This window comes from Caldicellulosiruptor diazotrophicus (assembly GCF_017347585.1).
Lineage (GTDB): Bacteria > Bacillota > Thermoanaerobacteria > Caldicellulosiruptorales > Caldicellulosiruptoraceae > Caldicellulosiruptor > Caldicellulosiruptor diazotrophicus.
This window is the reverse complement of sequence record NZ_AP024480.1, coordinates 611229-630660: the sequence shown is the minus strand read 5'-3', so window position 1 is coordinate 630660 and position 19432 is coordinate 611229. Positions and strand designations below refer to the sequence as shown.

The window sequence follows — 19432 nt, the reverse complement described above, 5'->3', positions numbered from 1 at the left end:
AAATTTTTTTTAATTAAAAAACACAATAAGGCACTCTAAATTACAAATCAAAAGTGAATATCGTAAATACAGAAACTGCTATCTTTAAAAATGAGAGCAAAGCTCTCATTGCTGGAATTTTGTATTCTCTCACTATATATCTAACCTTTCCGGAAAGACTACATTCAATTTCATTCACATAATCTACCTTTATTGAAACATCTCCAAACCTGCTTTTAATATTTTTTATGAACCTCTCAACCTCACTCTCACTAAATCCTTTGCCTTTTACAATCTTCAGTGTCATATTTTCCAAATCATGCTGAACAAGCTGATACTGTAGCACTCCTTCCATCTCTCTTGCTAATATATTGAAAAAGTGACTGTCATAAACCTCTCCATTCTTTGTAACAAATATCTCATCAATCCTACCATCAATTTCTTTAATAGTTGGAAATCCTACTCCGCAGTTACAACCTTCATCATCAATGGTCACCACATCACCAAGTCTATATCTTAGCCTTGGCATTACATAATTGTGAAGATCTGTTACCAATATTGATTTTCTCTTTTCATTCTCTAATCCTTCAATATCTACAAACTCATAAAATCCTGTCAAGGTCATCAAATGCATCTTACCTTTTGGACACTGATATGCAATTATTCCGCCATCTCTTGCACCATATTCGTTTATTACAGGGCATTTAAATACTTCTTGAATTAAATCTTTTTGGTATTCATATAAATTTTCAGCTGTGGTGACAACTCCTTTGAGTTTCAACTTCAAGTCTATACCATTTTCTTTTAAAAGATATGCAAGTTTATATGCAGCAGAAGGATATGCGTATATGTACAAAGGTTTGAATCTCTTGATTCTTTTTGCAATTTTATTTATGTTTTTCTCGTTTATCTCCCATGAAGAAATTATAAGCCTATTTTTCAAAATTCGCTCTTTAATTTTACCTTTCAAATCCTTAACATTTCCAATATCATTTCTGGAAGCCCAAAGCATCAGACACCTATCACCAATGTTTATCCCCCACCAAGAAAGTCCCAAATACCTTGCTGCTTCATACCACTCGACAGTTTCTCTATCCATATAAAACTTTACAGGCTCGCCTGTAGACCCGCCTGTTCTATTTAAGATACACTTTGAGAGATCTGCTTTTTCTGACAAGTAAAAATCTCTGTTTTCTGAAAACTCTTTTTTCCCCAAGATGGGAAATTCTTTCAAAGCCCTTTCTGGATAAGCTTCTATTTCTTTTTTGAGATAGTTGTACTTTTTATATGCTGGGACATGTTCAATACAATGCAACAGTAGCTTTTTTAGATCTTCTCTCTGAACATCTTCAATCTTTTTTTGAGAAGCTCTACTTTTTTGTAATAAAATATCTAGTTTCTTTCTTATTGTATTTCCTTTAAACGTTTCCATTAAAGGAAAGAATATATTTCTTATCAGATAACCAATAAAATCCATATTAAATACTCCTAATCGAACTTTTTATTTACTATTTAAATTATATCACACATCTCAAAAAACAAACAATAGATTAAATAATTTTAATGAGATTTTCGTGAAAAATAAATAAAAAAGTCTCTTACCCTTTTGTAAAAAATGGGTAAGAGACATCGAAAGCAATTACATTTTCTCTGGAGCGTCAACTCCAAGCAGTCTTAGCATGTTATTTATGACAATTCTTACACACTCAACAAGAGAAAGCCTTGTAAACATCAGTTCTTCATTTTCATTCTTAACTCTGCACGCGTTATAAAAAGCATGGAACATAGATGCTAAGTCTAAAAGATACTTTGTTACTCTGCTAACGTCTAAGTTCCTTGCTGCTATCTCAATTTCTTCAGGAAGCTCTAAAAGCTTTTTCAAAAGTTCAAGCTCTTCCTCTTGCTGCAAAAGTTCTACTTTTATTTTACTTTTATCTAATACAATCCCTTCTTCTGAAAGAGCTCTAATGATTCCGCATGTTCTTGCATGAGCGTACTGGACATAAAACACAGGGTTGTCAAGTGTCTGCTGGGTCACAAGGTCTAAATCTATCTCAATGTGGGTATCTGCTGATTTTGTATTGAACATAAACCTTGCAGCGTCTTTACCAATTTCATCAATCAGGTCTATAAGGGTTATCGCTTTACCTGTTCTTTTAGACATTCTAACAACTTCTTTACCTCTTACAAGTCTCACAAGTTGCATAAGAATTACTATGAGCTTTTCGGGGTCAATTCCGAGCGCCTTCATTGCAGCTTTCATTCTTGCAACATGCCCATGATGATCAGCACCCCAAATGTCTATCACAATGTCAAAGCCTCTTTTTTCAAACTTGTTTCTGTGATAAGCAATATCAGCTGCAAAATAGGTTGGAATCCCATTTGCTCTTATCAAAACCTCATCTTTCAAGGTTTCATCTATCTTTGAAGCTGCAAACCACAGTGCCCCATCCTTTTCGTATGTGTATCCTCTTGATTTTAAATCCTCAATTGTCTCAAAAACTTCTCCACTTTCATAAAGGCTACTTTCATGAAACCATACATCATACTCAATACCATATTTTCTCAAGTGCTCTTTCATAAGCAAAATATTTCTCTTTAGGGCAAATTCAACAAGCTTTTTTCTTCTCTCATCTGAAGATAAATTCGCTAAATCATCCCCATACTCATCCAAATATTCTTTTACCCTTTCGATTATATCCTCACCATGATAACAATCTTCTGGAAGAACTATATTTTCACCCTTCAGTTGTCTGTATCTAATCTCAAGGCTCTGTCCAAACTTTTCTATCTGGTTCCCAGCATCATTGACATAAAACTCCTTTGTGACATTGTATCCTGCCCATTTTAAAAGGTTTGCAAGGCAATCCCCCAGCGCACCTCCGCGGGCATTCCCCATGTGCATGGGACCAGTTGGATTCGCTGAGACAAACTCAACCATCACTTTTTTGCCATTTCCAATATTTACTTTTCCATAGTCGTCGCTTTCAGACAAAATCACATCCACAACCTTGTAAAGCCAGTCTTTTTTGAAAAAGAAATTTATAAATCCTGGACCTGCTACTTCAACCTTTTCAATGAAAGTATTTGATAAATCAATTGCGTTAAAAATCCTATTTGCAATCTCTCTTGGATTTTTCTTAAGTTTTCTTGTAAGCTCCATTGCTATGTTTGTTGCAAAATCACCATGAGACTTCTCTTTCGGCTTTTCAATCATTATATCTGGGATGCTGTCAAGTTCAAATATCCCTTTATCAATACAGCTTTTTAGGGCATTTTGAACTACATCTTGAATCTGCTGTTTTGCAAGTTTTACTAAATTCAATTTTTTACACCTGCCTCTTTGATTTTAAGTAAAAAGTCATTTTCAGACATCATATGCGAATCTAAATCTATAGCATACTCTACTAAAACTTCTCCACCACTATCATCCAAGTCAACTTTCATCTTCTTTGTATAAACTCCAATCATGATAACTCCCTGGTCGGTTATATATGTGGAGATGTGTCTTTTGCCAGGCTCAAATATAAAGGTTGATGTAACATCACCCCAGCGGATTAAGGTTATAAGGTCGGGCTGAATCTTAAAAGTTGTTGTCGTACCTGCAAGACCGGTCAGTTCACTTTCCTTATATGTCACAAAATAACTTTCTCCCTTTTTATAGAACTTACCTTCTGTAAAAAATTCTATGCTATTTTCAAAACTGTTTATGGGGTATTCCTGCGTGCCTTTTACGTAAATCAAAACATCTTTTTTCATACTTCCACACCCCAAAAAATGGCTATTTTTAGTACCTCTCTATGTCTATTTTCTCTTCACATTTTATCTTTTCATTTAAAAATATCGAAGCTACAGACTCAAATTTTTTGAGATTGTCGCTTGCATAAAAATAATATGTTGGTTCATCGTTTGTAGTGTTTAACATATCTTTTTGCTTTAAAACCTCAAACACCTGTTTAGCTGTTTCAAGTGCAGGATTTATTAGCACAACGTCCGGCAATATCTTCTTTATGACATCTTGTAAAAAAGGATAGTGTGTGCATCCCAGAACGAGAGTATCTATTTCCTTTTCACTGAACTCTTCTAAATACTCTTTCGCAACAAGATAAGTTACCTCTTTATCTGTCCATCCCTCTTCTACAAGCGGGACAAAAAGAGGACACGGCTTTGAAAAAACTTTTATATTACTATCAAGTTCTAGTATTTTTTTTTCGAAAGCACCACTTGATATTGTTCCTTCCGTCCCTATAATTCCAATTTTTTTATTTTTAGTAGCTCTTACTGCTGCTTCAGCCCCAGGTTCAATTACTGCAACAATAGGAATGTCAAATTTTGCTTTCAAAGCTTCATATGCATACGCAGAGGCAGTGTTACATGCCACAACCACTATCTTAACATTTTTTGATAGCAAAAACCTTGTGTTTTGCATTGCAAACTTTGTAACTGTTTCTTTAGACTTAGAACCGTATGGAATTCTTGCCGTATCTCCAAAATACACAATACTTTCATTTGGCATAAGACTTACAATCTCTTTAAAGACAGTAAGCCCACCCAAACCAGAATCAAATATACCGATTGGTCGCAAATCCATAGCTATTTCAGCCCTCTTTGCTGTATTTTATGCTTTTTTTCTGTCTATTTTTCTCAATGGCAAGAGAAATTAGTTTATCAATGAGCTGAGAATACGGAATGCCACTGAACTCCATAAGTTTTGGATACATCGAAATACTTGTAAAACCAGGTATTGTGTTTACCTCGTTGAAATACACTTTGTTCGTATCTTTATCAACAAAAAAGTCCACTCTTGCCATTCCACAGCACTCAAAAATCTTGTAAATCCTTCCTGCCAAATCTTTTATTTCTTCAATAACTTCCTTTGGAAGTCTTGCCGGGATGATAAGCTCTGATGAATTATCAATATATTTTGCCTCATACGAATAAAACTCTCTTGACGGAATTATTTCTCCCGGCTCAGACACAAATACTTCATCATTTCCCAAAACTGCACATTCTATCTCCCGAGCGTTTATAGCCTGTTCAATCAAAATCTTTGTATCATACAAAAAAGCCTCATGTATTGCCAAAACAAGGTCCTCTCTATCTTTCGCTTTTGATATACCCACAGACGAGCCTGAGTTTGCAGGCTTTACAAAAACAGGATACGAAAACTCACTCTCTATTCTTTTTATGAAATAATCTTTTTTAGCTGAATATTCGTTTTTGTATACAACCAAAAAATGCCCCTGTGGTATTCCTTCTAAAAGCGCAAGCTTTTTAGCAAATGCTTTGTCCATACATATAGCCGACGAAAGAACTCCGCAACCCACATATGGTATGTCGGATAACTCTAAAAGCCCCTGAACTGTACCATCCTCACCATTCATTCCATGCAAAACTGGGAATACTACATCTATATCTATAAAAGTAGCTTCACTATCCTTTATTTTTACAAGTGCTTTTTTGGTTCTATCAGGAGAAACAAAACATTCTATAGAAAACTGAGTCCACTTGCTATCTAAATCTTCAATTTTGCCTGTGTACAAGAGCCATTTTCCTTCTTTTGTTATACCTATTGGAATTACTTCGTATTTTTCTTTATCCATATTTTGCATAATTGATTTTGCCGAAACTATGGATATTTCGTGTTCTGTTGAAACTCCTCCAAATAAAACAGCAACTTTTAACTTGGTCATTATCAGAATTACCTCCAAAAATATGCTTTTTGTAAATTTATATATTCATCAAGCAGACAACTTTATTACATTTCAAGTTGCATTTTCTACAATCCAAGATAGCCTCTCACATCAAGCAAAATTTCCTCTAATTTCTGCTCATCTGGGCTTTCACCATAAATTCTTATAAGGTCTTCTGTGCCAGATGGTCTTACTAAAAACCACGACATATCTTCAAGTATAACCTTCAATCCATCTCTTGTTCTGTATTCAATACATTTGAGCCCTGCAACTTCACTTTTGCCGAAATTTTTAATTCTTCCCAAAGCCTCTTCTTTCTTCTGAGAAGTTGTTCTTATATCAATTCTTTTATTATAAAGCTTTCCATACTCAGACTCAATGCTCCTTAAAATTTCTTTTGGAGATTTTTGAAGCTTTGCAACTGCCTCTGCAACCAAAAGGTCAGCCAAAATTCCATCCTTTTCAGGCACATGCCCTTTTATGGAAAGCCCTCCAGATTCCTCTCCACCGATTAGGCTATCTTCTTTCATCAAACACTCTGCAATATATTTAAACCCAACAGGTGTTTCAATGCAACGCATATTGTGCTTCTGTGCAATTTTGTCGAGCATAGAAGTTGTTGCAACTGTCCTTGCAATTGATGATGCTTTCCCACGCGTTTTTATCAAATAGTCTGCAAGCATAAAGATTACTTCATTTGCCGAAATATACTCTCCATCTGGATTCACAACACCAAACCTGTCTGCATCCCCATCTGTTGCAAGGCCTAAGTCAAACTTTTCGCTCTTTATAACCTCTAAAAGGTCTTTCATATTCTCCAGATTAGGCTCTGGCAAATGTCCACCAAAAAGCGGGTCGCGCCAATTATTAATTACCCTTACTTCACATCCAAGCCTCTTGAGCGCTTCATCAACATACCCTATTCCACAGCCATACATAGGATTTACAAGAACTTTTAAAGTTTTCCCCTCAAATACCTTTTTGTCTATCAAGTTCAAAACATCATTTATATATTCTTCTTTGTAATCAAAGTATTCAATAAGTTTTTCTTCAGGATTTAAACTGCCAAGTCCTTCTTTCTGGATTCTTTCCACGTTTTTTACTATCTTATCTGTAATCTGTGTGTTGGCAGGTCCACCATAGTGTGGAATAAACTTTATTCCGTTGTAGTAATATGGGTTGTGACTTGCTGTTATCATTATTGCTCCGCTTACACCTTTTTTAACAACAGCATGTGCTAAAGCTGGTGTTGGAATCGGCTGTTTTGAAAGAAAAACGTGTATCGCATTGCTACTTAGAACCTCAGCACACACTTTTGCAAAATTTTCTGAGTGAAATCTATAGTCATATCCAATTATTATTGTCGGGTTTTCGTAGGTTTCTAAAACATATTCAGATATTGCCTGAGCAACAACTTTTACATTCTCAAAAGTAAAATCGTCTGCTATAATTCCTCTCCAGCCATCTGTCCCAAATGAAATCTTTCTCACCCTTTTTACCCTCCTTAAAAAAAGATTGGACAAATATATTATAATATAGATTGAAATTTTTACAATAAACAAAAAGATGACCGGGCAATAAATAGACTGCCGGTCATCCTTCTTTGTTCATTTATCAGCTGGAGCCAAGTACTTTTCAATCTTCTTTTTAACCCTTTGAAGAGCATTGTCAATTGATTTTACATCCTTGTGAATCATATCAGCAATCTCTTGATAACTCCTTCCTTCAAGGTAAAGGCTTAAAACCTTGAACTCAAAAGGTGAAAGACATCCAGTAATAACATTTATAGCGTTTTCAAGCTCCTCCTTTGTAATCATAACCTCTTCGGGGTCAGAAATGAATGTGTCTGCTAACGTATCAATTAGCGTTCTTTCATCATTTTCTTCGTACACAGGCTTGTTAAGTGATATGTAGGTGTTAAGAGGAATATGTTTTTGCCTGCTGGCAGTTTTGATTGCAGTTATCATCTGCCGCGTAATGCACATCTCTGCAAACAATCTAAACGAAGGATATTTTGTCTCATCAAAATCACGCACAGCTTTAAACAAACCTATCATTCCTTCTTGATAAATATCCTCCTTATCAGCTCCGATCAAAAAATACATCCTGCACTTTGCCTTTACAAAGTTTTGATACCTTGAAAGAAGCTCCTCAAGAGCCTCTTTCACTCCTTCTCTTGAATATTTAACCAATTCCTCATCTGGACATTCTTTAAAATTTAAAAGCCATTTTTGCAATGTCAAGGCAATATGCCTCCTTAAGTTTTTAAGCCTTGTTAAGAATTCAAAGAAAAACCTATCACAATAATTATATATTATTGCTAAAGCTTCTTTCAAGCTCATTCCAGGTTTTTTTTGAACTTCTCCAGCTTGCGAATAATATCCTCTTCTAAAGTATCTTCCAATCTGCCATTTTTATGCACTTTTTCTTCTTCTTTCTTTTTAATTTCTTTTCTGTAATGTTCAATCTCATATATAAGTTCTCTTGGAGGTATTCTCAAAGCACCATCTCCAAGGATTATTAGCTGTTCTAAATAGTCTGAGGTTACAACCCCAATTTTCTCGTTTTTGCTATTCTTGTAAACATATTGTTCTATGTAATTGTCTGCTGTCTCGCCCTCTTTTGTAAATATTACTTCTACATTGCTGATGGTTTCTTTTTGCCGCATAGCTCCTTTAACTAAGTGTGAATCAAACACAATAGTAATTTTATACCCTTTGTAGCCAGAAAAATCTGCTAAAATGTCAATTAACTTTTTACGTGCACTGTCCAAATCCTCTTCAGCAATTTTTCTTAAGTTCTCCCATGTATTTATAAAATTGTATCCATCAACCATCAAGTGCACCTTTGATTTCTCCTTCTTTAAGTCTTTGTTTCAAAACCTCAAAAAATATGATACCGGCCGCAACAGATGCATTAAACGAATTGACATATCCTTTTTGTGGGATTTTTATCAAAAAGTCAGCTCCTTCTTTCACAAGCCTGGAGATACCTTTCCCTTCAGAACCTATCACAATACATGTTGGAATAGTAAAATCACACTCATAAACAGGTTTCGGACTACTTGCATCTGCAGCAAACACCCATATGCCCTTCTCTTTCAGTTCCTCAATAGTCCTTCTTAAGTTAACAACCCGTGCAATCTTCATATACTCAACAGCACCTGCAGAAGCCTTTTCAACGGCTGGCGTTACAGGGCATGAATTCCTTGCTTCAATCACAATTCCATGCGCCCCACACAAATGTGCAGACCTTATGATAGACCCAAAGTTCTGTGGGTCGGTTATTCCATCAAGCAAAACTAAAAAAGGCTCCTCACCGCTCTTCTTTGCTTCAAATAAGATGTCATCTGTATCGCAATATTCAAACTCGTGTGCAATGGCAATGACGCCTTGTGGATTTTTTGTCTGCGCCATTTTATCTATTTTGCTTTTATCAACAAATTTCACCACAACCCCACTTTGTCTGCAAAGGTCTATTATCTGGGCAGTCTCTTTATCTTTTGCTGAATTTGAGATATACACCTCTGTTATCTTAGCTCCGCTTTTGAGTGCTTCTTTCACAGGATTTTTGCCTTCAATAGTTCTCATTTTCCTCCCTCTTTTTCCCAAGATATTTTTCTCTCACTTTTTCAAACTCTCCACAAGAGAACTTCCCTTCAGGGCAATAGCCAAGTCTTATGCATTTAGGTCCTGCAAATTTGAATATGTTTGGCGCAACGTTTTTGACAAGCTCTAAAATCTTGTCAGCAACAGCCCTCATCTCCCACTGAGCTCTACTGCAGCACCTTTCGCTAAAAAAATGTAAAAGCTCTCTTGCGTTCATTGTCATGATAATCTTTGTTTCACAGGCATTTGGAAGAACATATCTTGCATCCTCAATTGCCATTTTTTCTGCCTTCTTTAAAGCCTCTTTCTCTGAAATTCCTTGTATTTTAAATCTTTCAATGTGTTTTTTTTGAAGCTTTTCAGACAAAATAGCATAAGCTTGTGAAATCTGGTTCATGGTGTCTATAAAAATATTTTTAAGCTCTTCATCTTCTTCTATGCTTGGTGGGATGACATAATCAAATCCATCCATCTTGACATACCGCTGAGATTGCTGTGAATACGAAGCAATCCTGTGACGGACAAGCTGGTGTGTAAAGCTTCTTGAAACTCCTTCTATCCCAAATGTAAAGCTTACATGTTCTAAGGGTGACTGATGCCCCACCTCTACCAAAAAATTCAGAAAGTTTTTAATTGTCTCATCATCTAATCTTTCGAAGATATTCTCAATGGTTGCATTAGAATAACAAAGTTTTGCTGCAGTTGCAACAACCTTTTCAGGCTCTGGTGTGTGAGATAACAGAACAACTTTGAACTTCATAGTCAATTCCTCCATATATAATAATTGCATTTTACTGGTATAAAAATAAATGAAGTTTTGTGATAAAATTATTGTATCACAAAAAGGGGGCAACTTTATATATGGGAAAGCTATTTATTATGCCTAAACAGCAAAACTTTGTTTTAATAGGCTATGATTTTATTAAAAATCATATGCCTTTTTCTGACGGGGAGTTTGTTAAGGTATATATATACCTTAAATATCTTTTCCAAAACAAAATTGAAGCAGTTGAAATAGATAGGATTGCAAAAGAACTAAATCTTCTTGAAAGTGATGTTGTAAAAGCACTTGAATTTTGGACACAAAGAAATTTAATTAGGCTTTCAAAAGACGTTGATGGCAATTTTTCAATTGAATTTTTGGATGAGGTGTTTGTATCTGAAAAGATTGAAAGTTCTATAGCACCACCAGTTTACACAACAGAGGATTTATCAAGATTTTTTGAAACAGATGAAAAGTTTAGAAACCTTCTTGAATTTGCCCAAAAACAGTACTGCAGGACATTTAACAAAAGTGATATTGATGTTTTGCTTGAGATTTATGACTGGCTAAAACTGCCTATTGAGGTCATATACCTTTTGATAAACTATGTTACAATAAATAAGAACAATAAAAATCTAAAATTTCTTGAACAAATGGCAATTAAATGGAAAGAGCTTAACATTGACAGCATTGAAAAGGCTGAGGAGTATATAAGGTCGCAGGAAGATACAAGTAGAATAAAAAGGCATGTTCTTCAGTATCTTGGAATATACAACAGAGCTCCCACTAAGGTGGAAGACGAAATTATGAATGTATGGATAAACGACTGGAAAGTGCCAGAGGATGTTATTATGTATGCTTTGAGTCTTGTGAAAAATGTGAACAATCCCACAGTAAGCTATGTAAATGGTATAATAAAAAGGTGGTATGAGGCAGGTCTGAAAGATTTAGAATCAATCAAAAAGTTTGAACTTGAAAATGCTCAAAAGAAAGAAAAGAACAAAAAGCAGGCCTCAAATAAAAAGAGCCTCCGTGAAGAAAGAGACCCATCTACATACACTGCGCTAGAAGAACTTTACAAAAAAGCCTTGAGAGGTAATGCAGATGATGACGAATAAGAAAGAAATATTAGAGACGATAGATAGAATATACAAGCAAAGACGCTACAATGCAGAGCTTTCAAAAGAAAGAAAAATCAACGAGCTTTATGCAAAATCAAAAGAGTTTGCCGATATATGTGACAAAATAAAATTAGCTGGCTTGAGGCTGTCAAAAGCGTCGCTTATGCAAAATAAAGAACAAATAGCTAAATATTCTAAAATTTTTGATACACTTATTTCAAAAAGGACAAAACTTTTAATTGAGATGGGATATCCGAGCGACTATTTAGAACCAGACTATGTGTGCAAGACATGCCAGGACACAGGCTTTGTCGTTTTAGATGACAGAGTTGATGTTTGCAAATGTAGAACACAGCTCTTTATTGAACTTCTGTATGAACAAAGTAAGCTCAAGGAAATCTTAAAAGACCATAACTTTAGCAAGTTAAATTTAAACTATTACTCAAAAGAAGTTGATGTGAAAGAAGGATTGTCACCGTATAAGAATATGGTCAAGATAATTGAAAAGGTTAAAGAGTTTTTAGAAAATTTCGATAAACCAAATCAAAAAAATTTGTTGTTTTATGGACCAACGGGTCTTGGTAAGACGTTTCTTGCTCATTGTATTGCAAAAGAGGTAATTGATAAAGGTAAAACTGTAATATTTTTAGACAGTATTTCTTTCTTTGAGGTATTAAAAGATAAATATTCCAAAATGCTTCGACTCTATGAAGATGTAAGTGATGAAGAATACAAAAGCCTTGAAGAGGTAGACCTTTTGATAATTGATGATCTTGGGAATGAGGGAAAAAATGCTGAGTTCTGCCATGGGGTTTTTCAAAGTTTGCTGGACAAAAGATTTTTATCTGGCAAAAAAACGGTTATAACAACAAACTACAGCCTTGACGGGCTTGTTACAGTTTATTCTCAGTTTATAATGGGTAGGCTTCAGGAGTATTTTTTGTTTCTTCATCTGTTTGGAGAAGACGTGAGGGTAATAAAAGCAAAACTTCAGCTTGAAAAGAGAACTTCAGAGATGTCATAAAAAGATAAAGGTAACCAGCTTGAAATCTTGCCGGTTACCTTTATTTTATAGCAAAAAGCAATTCACCCTCGCATACAACTTCACCATCAACATATGCAGCCGCCTTTGCCTTGCCAATTGAACCTTTGAGAGAAATTAGAACTGTTTCAATCACAAGAACATCGCCAGGTTTTACAACTTTTTTGAACCTTACCTTGTCAATACCTGCAAAAAACGGAGTCTTTCCTATAAATTCTTCTTTTAAAAGCATTGCAACAGCTCCAACCTGTGCCATTGCCTCAACAATCAACACACCCGGCATCACAGGATTTCCCGGAAAATGCCCCTGGAAAAACGGTTCGTTGATTGTCACATTTTTGATTCCCTTTGCTCTCTTTCCCTCTTCAACTTCTACAATCTTGTCAACAAGTAAAAAAGGGTATCTGTGAGGTAGAATGTTCATGATCATATTAATATCAATCATTTTTTAGTTCATCTCCTTTTTGTTACATATAATATCTTACTACTAAATATATGGTTGAAAGAACAATTGTAAGTATCATTGTAGGAAAGGCATATTTAAAAAATTCTCCAAATGAAAGCTTATATCCTTTTTCTTCTAAAAGACCTGCTGTGACAACATTTGCCGATGCACCGATAATAGTACCATTTCCGCCAAGACATGCACCCAGAGCTAAAGCCCACCAAAGTGGTTCTACATCAAAATGCCCAAGTTTTTGCATGTCTAAAATCAAAGGTATCATAGTAGCGGTAAATGGAATATTGTCAACAAATGCAGAGAATATAGCAGAACCCCAGAGAATTACAAGCGCTGTTAAAAGCGGGTTACGATGGGTTATATTTAACATTGCTTTTGCAAGAATATCAATGACCCCAGTTATCTCAAGCCCTCCTACTATTATAAAAAGTCCTAAAAAGAAAAATATTGTGGTCCATTCAACCTCTTCAAGGACCTCTTTTACGTCAACACCGCTAATCAGCAAAAGTAGGCTGGCACCTGCCAGTGCTATAATTGAAGATTCAAGCTTTAATTTATCATGAAGAATAAAACCCAATATCGTAAGACCTAACACTGCCAAACTTTTTATGAGCAACTTCTTATCTTTTATATATTCACTCTCATCTATTTTCAAAAAAACTTCTTTAAGTTCAGGATCTACCTTTAATTTGTTCCTAAATATAAAAGCAAATATTAACACTGTGGTAACAAGAATTATGACAATTACTGGAGCAAGATTTTTAACAAAGTCCATAAACGAAAGTCCTGCTTTGCTGCCAATCATTATGTTTGGTGGATCTCCAATTAGGGTTGCTGTCCCACCAACATTTGAAGCAAATATGATTGAAATTGCAAAAGGAATTGGAGAGATATTTAGATCCTCTGTGATACTCAGAACAATAGGAATTATCAAAAGTACTGTTGTAACATTATCCAAAAAAGCAGAAGCTACAGCTGTTACTATGGATATAAGTATTATCATAATAAGAAGGCTACCTTTTGAAAGTTTTACCTGTTTTACCGCAATGTATTCAAATATACCTGTGCGCTTTGTAATAAATACAATAATCATCATTCCTACCAAAAGTCCCAAGGTATTGAAATCTATTGCCTCATGAATAGCATATTCATAAGACACAACCTTAAAAATAAGTAAGATGGCAGCACCAAAAAGTGCAATAATTGTTCTGTGAATCTTTTCAGAAACTATAAATGCATATACAAGCAAAAATATTACAATTGCTAATATCATTGTTTTTTTCTCCTTTCATTTGTAAGCATTTCATAAACTGTATTAAGAATAAAGTAAAGTCTTTCATTTTTACCTTGAAGATATAAGTACCCTACAAGACATTCAAACGCTGTTGCAAACTTATAATCAATAACATTACTATTTTTCGGTATTGTTTTACTTTTTGCATTTCTTCCGCGTTTTACAATAATTTTTTCTTCTTCAGTTAAAATATCCCAGATATGTCGCATTGCCTTTGCTTGATTTTCTGCTTTAACGTACATTATTGACCTCAAATGATACAAATGCGGAGTCAAGTTAGGATTTTCTTCAACCATTTTTGTTCTTATAAATTGCTCATATACAGCATCGCCTACATATGCATATGTGAGGGGATTTAACATAATAACCTTCTCACCACTTTTGACTTTAATCTCACAATAAAAACAAAATGAGCCAAAGCCAAACTTGGCCCAAAAAACTATATAATTGTTTTTTACTAAAATCAATCAGCTGTTCCAAGTACCCTTATTGTATTCACATAAGGGTCGGCCGTGCCCTGCAGCTGACAATCCTCTTCTTTCAAAAGCTTTATATAATCAACAAGGTCTTTTGTAATTCTCTCACCCGGCAAAATAAGTGGTATTCCAGGCGGATATGCCATGACCATCTCACCTGAAATCTCACCAACTGCGTTGTCAAGATCAACAACCTTTTTAGAGCTATAAAATGCATCTCTTGGCGACACTATCACCTGCGGCGAGTGCAAAACTATTGTTGGCGTTTTTACATCCTTTACGCCAAGTTTTTTAGCCATATCGCGAAGAGCTTCAATTAGCTTTTCCACACTCTCTTGTGTATCTCCCAAAGAGATTATAGCCAGTATATTGTAAAGGTCAGACATTTCTACTTGGATGTTATATTCATCTCTCAAAATTCTCTCAGCTTCATATCCAGTTATGCCAAGTCTTCTGACATTTATCCCAAGTTTTGTCTCATCAAAGTCATAAACACCCGGTGTCCCAATTAGCTCTTTTCCAAATGCATAAAGTCCTTCAATCTTGTTAATCTCTTCTCTTGCCATTCTGGCAAGTTTGAGCGTCTCTTCTAACATCTCTTCACCATACATTGCAAGCTGTTTTCTTGCAACGTCTATGGAACACATCAGAATGTAAGATGAGCTTGTTGTCATTGTAAGGTTCAAAACCTGCTTGACAGTTTCTGGTTGAATTCTGTGACCTCTAAGAAGAAGCACTGAACTTTGAGTAAGTGACCCACCTGTTTTGTGAGTAGAAACTGCACTCATATCTGCTCCAACTTCCATTGCAGTGAGCGGAAAATCATTATGAAATCCCATATGTGCACCATGCGCTTCATCTACCAAAACAGCCATTCCAAACTTGTGTGCTGTCCTTGTTATGGACTTCAAATCACTTGCAATTCCATAATATGTTGGGTTTATAACAAATACAGCTTTTGCATGAGGATGTTTTAGTATAGCTTTTTTCACATTCTCAATTGTCACACCCATTGTAATCCCAAGCTCTTCATTGACCTCTGGCTGCACATATACAGGTATAGCCCCACTTAAAATTATCCCGCCAAATGCGCTTTTGTGTGCATTTCGAGGCAGTATTATCTCATCTCCAGGTTCGCACGCTGACATTATCATTGTCTGAACACCAGACGTTGTACCGTTTACCAAAAAATATGCATATTGAGCACCAAATGCGCTTGCAAAAAGCTTTTCAGCTTCATAGATGACTCCTATTGGGTTGTTTGCATTGTCTAAATCCTCCATGCCGTTTAAGTCCATTAGCATGACGTTTTGCCCAACAAAATCGGTAAATTCTTTAAGACCTCTTCCATATTTGTGTCCCGGAACATGGAACGGTATTATATTCTTTTCAATGTGTCTTTTTACAGCATCAAATAAGGGTGTTTTGCTCTGGTCCTCCTTTGTCACCTTATTCTGCCCTGCCTCCATTTCTTTTCTTTATACTTTTTAATTTTCTGATTGATAATTATACCACACTGCAATTTTTTTAAAAGTATTTTTTTACTCAAAAGTTACGCGGCTTACACCCTCAATTAGATATAGATCTGTAATAAGCTGGTTGATATTGCTATCTGGCAAAACTAAAGCTTTATAACAAACCTTCTCAGTCTTTTCATGCATAAATTTAATATCTTTAATTGTCACAGAGTGTGCTGTCAAAATTGAATCTATCTTTTGAATAGAACTTTTTAGATTGTGCCCCTCGACAATTATTGACCTCAAAATCCCTTTTGATACAAATTTTACTTCAAACTTTTTTAATAGAATCAAAGTAAGATATACAGCAGCTGTTGCTAAAAATGCACCCTTATAATACCCAATTCCAATTGCAAGACCAATACACGCAACAGCCCATAAAGTTGCAGCAGTGGTTAAACCTTTGACTGTAGCACCATCTTTTATAATTGTCCCTGCACCAAGAAAGCCAATCCCTGAGATGACCTGAGCACCCAGTCTTGCAACATCTATATTTGCATGTCCTTTGTAATAAATCTCATAAATATGCTCAGATGTCATCATAACAAGCGTTGAACCAACACAGACCAAAATATGTGTTCTGAATCCTGCTGGTCTGTGGACATTTTCACGCTCAATACCAATAAGTCCACCTGCCAATATTGCAAATATGATTTTCAATATATCCTGTAACATTCAAAATTCCCTCTTTAGAATGTAAGACTATGATTATATTATATACTACAAAATGTAAAAAAATTAAAGAGGCTGCTTTCTCGTTTTTTGGGTTTTAGAAAAAGCAGCCTCAAATGGAATACTTTATTATTTTGTCCACAATTCAATGTTTTGCTTGATTCTCTTTGTATAATATTCTTCAACTTTACTATTACCAAGCTTCTCAAAACCAGCTAAAAATTCTTCCCATACCTTATCAAAATCTTTTTCTTTTGCCATTACAACTTTTGGAATGGTTGAAAGTGTATAGTTCCAAATTTTGTCGTTTATTGTTTTGATATTAGGATCATCAATTGAAATCATCCATAGATATCCCCATGTTTTTTCTGGATATTCATTTGATTTGGGGAACAAGTCTTTCCAAATCTCAGCTTTGTATGCTGAGAGAACTTTCTTTTCAACATCACTGTAGTTCTTTCTTATATCTTCTTTTCTTGTATCAGGCGCAATTGGATTTCCTGTAGAGTCAATATACGTGTTAGGTAGTCTTGGGAATGGATAAAGGTATGCACCAATTCCTGTCTTTTTAGAAAATGTTGGATCTGTTTTTCGCATCTGGTCAATTTTAGGAAGAAATACTCTTTTGCCGTTTACATATGTGTAATGGATACCTTCTATCCCCCACTGTCTTAGGATATTGGCATCTTCTGTGCACATCCAGTCTAAAAATTTAATAGCTCTTACTTTATCCTTGCACTTAACAGTTATTGCAACACCCCAGCCCCCTGTGTAACCAACTTTGACATCAGGTGGAGCCTGTTTAATTTTTTCATTTACTGTAACAGGATAATAACCATATGTGTATTCGTACTTACCTGCTTTCTTGAGAGCAGTAATTGGCTCACCTACCGCCCAACCTGCGTCAATTAAAGCAAGAACTCTTCCAGATGCAATTTTTGCTTTATACTGGTCGTCTTTCTGAACAAATGTCTCTCTATCAAGGATTCCTGCGTTCCATAGGTGATTTAACCATTTGAAATATTCTTTTTCAATTGGACGTTTATAATGTCTTATTACTTTCAAAGTTTTTGGATCAACATAAAACTCTCCATCATCTGGTGCGCCCGTTGCCTGAAAAGCTGGATTTGTAACCGATATAACAGTTCGCCAGTCATCAGCGGAAAGTGTGAGTGGAATTGTTGGAAGTCCATCTGTAGCAGGATGTTTCTTCCAGTACTTGACTATTGCATTTTCAAAGTCTTTGATTGTTCTTATTCTTGGGTAATTTTGCTCAATTACTACTCTGTGCTGAATCATAAATCCACCATTAACATCCAAAGTTGCATCATTGTCTGTTGTAATTCCCAAACAGTAAATGTGTGGATCCTGTGGACTCCATCTGAGTCTTTTGAGATTTTTGCCATATGCTTTTTTGATATTAGGACCATACTTTTCAATTAAACTGTCTAACTGAACAATACCACCAGCATTCTTAAGAAGTTGCAAATCTCCTTTTGCATATACAAGGTCTGGATAATCACCACTTGCTGCCATAAGCTGAAGTTTCTGCTGGCCTCCTTGAGCCACAGCATATTCAATTTTGAGTGTCACGCCTGTAAGTTCTTTTATCTTTAGTGCAACAGGAGACTTAAATCCATCATCGTTCGGATTCACTTCAGCATTATACATAGTAAAAGTAATTGGTTTTTTAGCCTCTGGTGTAGGTTTTAAAGGATGGACAAGCTTTGAACCAGTAGCATTCCCAACAAAGCCAATTTCAAAAACAAAAATCCCAACCACTACAAGTGATAAAATTGAAAGTAACTTTTTTGAAATTCTCATGGCTAATTCAACCCTCCCCATTTTTGTTTTATGCTAAAAGCTGGTTCTTACCAGCTAAAAGCCGTGAATCTTTTTAACTTTTTATAGCACCAATTGTCATACCATGAATAAAATATTTTTGGACAAACGGATAAACAAATAAAATTGGTAAAGTCACAATTATAGTCATAGCCATTCTGAGAGAATGAGGAGTTACTTTCATCGTTCTGTTAGGGTCAAGATTGCTGTAGTAGTCAATCTGAGAGGAGGCTGCAGCATTAGACAAAATTTTTTGAAGTTCATACTGCAGTGTTGTAAGCCTTGGTTCATTTGAACAATAAAGGTATGTATCAAACCATGAATTCCAGTGACCTACTGCAATGAATAAACTTATTGTTGCAACTACAGGAGCACAAAGTGGCAAAATTATTTTCCAAAATATCAAAAAGTCATTTGCACCATCTATCATTGCCGACTCTTCCAAATCGGGCGGAATCCCTTCCATATACGACTTTATAACAATAACATTAAAAGGACTTATAAGACCGGGAAGAATATACACCAAAAAGTTATTCATAAGTCCAAGTCCTCTTATTAGCATGTAATCAGGAATCAAGCCTCCACCAACATACATAGTAATAATAAACATCATTGCAACTGGTTTTCGTGCAATAAAATCCTTCCTGTTTATAACATAAGCAACCATAGCAGTTGACAAAACACCAGCAAAAGTTCCAATAACTGTTCTCAACACAGTTATCAATACTGCCCACGGAATTTGAGGATAGTTTAATGTTTCTATATAGTTTACTAATGTAAACTTTCGTGGAAATATAGTAATTCCACCCTTTACTGTATCATAAGGGTCATTAAGCGATACAGCTAAAACGTGTAAAAAAGGATAGAGAGTGACTACTGTCAAAATCATCATTAGTAGGTAATTAAATACTTCAAATACCAAATCTCCTGTTGTTTTCCTTTTCACTTTAAAATGCCTCCTTGAG

General features: G+C 35.3%; 19 protein-coding genes. 2 read left to right on the top strand and 17 right to left on the bottom strand.

Annotation, left to right across the window (positions count from 1 at the left end; genetic code table 11):
- Positions 1–40: 40 nt before the first annotated feature.
- From CaldiYA01_RS02760 to thyX, 10 genes are all read right to left on the bottom strand, one after another.
- A complete protein-coding gene (locus tag CaldiYA01_RS02760; RefSeq protein ID WP_207181116.1) occupies positions 41–1456 on the bottom strand; it encodes a phenylacetate--CoA ligase family protein in 1416 nt (471 codons plus the stop codon).
- 162 nt (positions 1457–1618) lie between these two features.
- On the bottom strand, positions 1619–3304 hold the full coding sequence (argS, locus tag CaldiYA01_RS02755; protein WP_207181114.1) for an arginine--tRNA ligase: 1686 nt from the start codon (positions 3302–3304) through the stop codon (positions 1619–1621).
- Positions 3301–3738 (bottom strand): DUF1934 domain-containing protein, encoded by a 438-nt coding sequence (locus tag CaldiYA01_RS02750; RefSeq protein WP_207181112.1) that lies wholly within the window; start codon positions 3736–3738, stop codon positions 3301–3303. The genes argS and CaldiYA01_RS02750 overlap by 4 nt, the downstream gene beginning before the upstream one ends.
- Before the next feature lie 28 nt (positions 3739–3766).
- Positions 3767–4570 carry a glutamate racemase gene (murI, locus tag CaldiYA01_RS02745; RefSeq protein ID WP_207181110.1) on the bottom strand — a complete coding sequence of 268 codons (804 nt, stop codon included), beginning with the start codon at positions 4568–4570 and terminating at the stop codon, positions 3767–3769.
- A 7-nt stretch (positions 4571–4577) separates the two neighbouring features.
- Positions 4578–5672 carry a D-alanine--D-alanine ligase family protein gene (locus tag CaldiYA01_RS02740; protein ID WP_207181108.1) on the bottom strand — a complete coding sequence of 365 codons (1095 nt, stop codon included), beginning with the start codon at positions 5670–5672 and terminating at the stop codon, positions 4578–4580.
- 86 nt (positions 5673–5758) lie between these two features.
- A complete protein-coding gene (locus CaldiYA01_RS02735; protein ID WP_207181106.1) occupies positions 5759–7162 on the bottom strand; it encodes a phosphoglucomutase/phosphomannomutase family protein in 1404 nt (467 codons plus the stop codon).
- Between the two features lie 117 nt (positions 7163–7279).
- Positions 7280–7915 (bottom strand): RNA polymerase factor sigma-70, encoded by a 636-nt coding sequence (locus tag CaldiYA01_RS02730; protein ID WP_207181104.1) that lies wholly within the window; start codon positions 7913–7915, stop codon positions 7280–7282.
- Between the two features lie 95 nt (positions 7916–8010).
- The gene (locus CaldiYA01_RS02725; RefSeq protein WP_207181102.1) at positions 8011–8517 is read right to left on the bottom strand and encodes an NYN domain-containing protein; all 507 of its coding nucleotides are present in this window, start codon (positions 8515–8517) and stop codon (positions 8011–8013) included.
- On the bottom strand, positions 8501–9262 hold the full coding sequence (gene rlmB, locus CaldiYA01_RS02720; protein ID WP_207181100.1) for a 23S rRNA (guanosine(2251)-2'-O)-methyltransferase RlmB: 762 nt from the start codon (positions 9260–9262) through the stop codon (positions 8501–8503). The genes CaldiYA01_RS02725 and rlmB overlap by 17 nt, the downstream gene beginning before the upstream one ends.
- Positions 9249–10040, bottom strand: a complete 792-nt coding sequence (gene thyX, locus CaldiYA01_RS02715; RefSeq protein WP_207181098.1) for an FAD-dependent thymidylate synthase — start codon at positions 10038–10040, stop codon at positions 9249–9251. The genes rlmB and thyX overlap by 14 nt, the downstream gene beginning before the upstream one ends.
- 101 nt (positions 10041–10141) lie before the next feature.
- On the opposite strand from thyX, the gene CaldiYA01_RS02710 reads away from it, so the two are divergent.
- On the top strand, positions 10142–11161 hold the full coding sequence (locus CaldiYA01_RS02710) for a DnaD domain protein (protein ID WP_207181095.1): 1020 nt from the start codon (positions 10142–10144) through the stop codon (positions 11159–11161).
- Positions 11148–12188: an ATP-binding protein gene (locus tag CaldiYA01_RS02705; protein ID WP_207181089.1), complete on the top strand. Its 1041-nt coding sequence runs from the start codon at positions 11148–11150 to the stop codon at positions 12186–12188. The genes CaldiYA01_RS02710 and CaldiYA01_RS02705 overlap by 14 nt, the downstream gene beginning before the upstream one ends.
- 40 nt (positions 12189–12228) lie before the next feature.
- Here the strand turns inward: CaldiYA01_RS02705 and fabZ are convergent, their stop codons facing one another.
- The 7 genes from fabZ to CaldiYA01_RS02670 all read right to left on the bottom strand — a co-directional run bounded on the left by fabZ (position 12229) and on the right by CaldiYA01_RS02670 (position 19413).
- Positions 12229–12651, bottom strand: coding sequence for a 3-hydroxyacyl-ACP dehydratase FabZ (gene fabZ, locus CaldiYA01_RS02700; RefSeq protein WP_207181084.1), 423 nt, complete (start codon positions 12649–12651; stop codon positions 12229–12231).
- Between the two features lie 22 nt (positions 12652–12673).
- Positions 12674–13939 carry an ArsB/NhaD family transporter gene (locus tag CaldiYA01_RS02695; RefSeq protein ID WP_207181074.1) on the bottom strand — a complete coding sequence of 422 codons (1266 nt, stop codon included), beginning with the start codon at positions 13937–13939 and terminating at the stop codon, positions 12674–12676.
- Entirely contained in the window at positions 13936–14322 is a 387-nt protein-coding gene (locus CaldiYA01_RS02690) for a Mini-ribonuclease 3 (RefSeq protein ID WP_207181072.1), read from the bottom strand. Before CaldiYA01_RS02690 ends, CaldiYA01_RS02695 begins: the two co-directional genes overlap by 4 nt.
- Positions 14323–14423: 101 nt before the next feature.
- Positions 14424–15905: an aminotransferase class I/II-fold pyridoxal phosphate-dependent enzyme gene (locus CaldiYA01_RS02685; protein WP_207181070.1), complete on the bottom strand. Its 1482-nt coding sequence runs from the start codon at positions 15903–15905 to the stop codon at positions 14424–14426.
- 72 nt (positions 15906–15977) lie between these two features.
- The gene (locus CaldiYA01_RS02680) at positions 15978–16628 is read right to left on the bottom strand and encodes an MgtC/SapB family protein (protein ID WP_207181068.1); all 651 of its coding nucleotides are present in this window, start codon (positions 16626–16628) and stop codon (positions 15978–15980) included.
- Between the two features lie 126 nt (positions 16629–16754).
- Complete coding sequence (locus CaldiYA01_RS02675; RefSeq protein ID WP_207181066.1) at positions 16755–18449, bottom strand: ABC transporter substrate-binding protein; 1695 nt, start codon at positions 18447–18449, stop codon at positions 16755–16757.
- A 73-nt stretch (positions 18450–18522) separates the two neighbouring features.
- Positions 18523–19413: a carbohydrate ABC transporter permease gene (locus tag CaldiYA01_RS02670; protein WP_207181063.1), complete on the bottom strand. Its 891-nt coding sequence runs from the start codon at positions 19411–19413 to the stop codon at positions 18523–18525.
- Between the last annotated feature and the right edge of the window lie 19 nt (positions 19414–19432).

What these genes read in the sequence shown, in the direction of transcription:
- CaldiYA01_RS02760 (WP_207181116.1), bottom strand. Translation starts at nt 1,456, where the DNA reads ATGGATTTTATTGGTTATCTGATAAGAAATATATTCTTTCCTTTAATG.
- CaldiYA01_RS02750 (WP_207181112.1), bottom strand. Translation starts at nt 3,738, where the DNA reads ATGAAAAAAGATGTTTTGATTTACGTAAAAGGCACGCAGGAATACCCC.
- murI (WP_207181110.1), bottom strand. Translation starts at nt 4,570, where the DNA reads ATGGATTTGCGACCAATCGGTATATTTGATTCTGGTTTGGGTGGGCTT.
- CaldiYA01_RS02740 (WP_207181108.1), bottom strand. Translation starts at nt 5,672, where the DNA reads ATGACCAAGTTAAAAGTTGCTGTTTTATTTGGAGGAGTTTCAACAGAA.
- rlmB (WP_207181100.1), bottom strand. Translation starts at nt 9,262, where the DNA reads ATGAGAACTATTGAAGGCAAAAATCCTGTGAAAGAAGCACTCAAAAGC.
- thyX (WP_207181098.1), bottom strand. Translation starts at nt 10,040, where the DNA reads ATGAAGTTCAAAGTTGTTCTGTTATCTCACACACCAGAGCCTGAAAAG.
- CaldiYA01_RS02710 (WP_207181095.1), top strand. Translation starts at nt 10,142, where the DNA reads ATGGGAAAGCTATTTATTATGCCTAAACAGCAAAACTTTGTTTTAATA.
- CaldiYA01_RS02705 (WP_207181089.1), top strand. Translation starts at nt 11,148, where the DNA reads ATGATGACGAATAAGAAAGAAATATTAGAGACGATAGATAGAATATAC.
- fabZ (WP_207181084.1), bottom strand. Translation starts at nt 12,651, where the DNA reads ATGATTGATATTAATATGATCATGAACATTCTACCTCACAGATACCCT.
- CaldiYA01_RS02695 (WP_207181074.1), bottom strand. Translation starts at nt 13,939, where the DNA reads ATGATATTAGCAATTGTAATATTTTTGCTTGTATATGCATTTATAGTT.
- CaldiYA01_RS02690 (WP_207181072.1), bottom strand. Translation starts at nt 14,322, where the DNA reads ATGTTAAATCCCCTCACATATGCATATGTAGGCGATGCTGTATATGAG.
- CaldiYA01_RS02685 (WP_207181070.1), bottom strand. Translation starts at nt 15,905, where the DNA reads ATGGAGGCAGGGCAGAATAAGGTGACAAAGGAGGACCAGAGCAAAACA.
- CaldiYA01_RS02680 (WP_207181068.1), bottom strand. Translation starts at nt 16,628, where the DNA reads ATGTTACAGGATATATTGAAAATCATATTTGCAATATTGGCAGGTGGA.
- CaldiYA01_RS02675 (WP_207181066.1), bottom strand. Translation starts at nt 18,449, where the DNA reads ATGAGAATTTCAAAAAAGTTACTTTCAATTTTATCACTTGTAGTGGTT.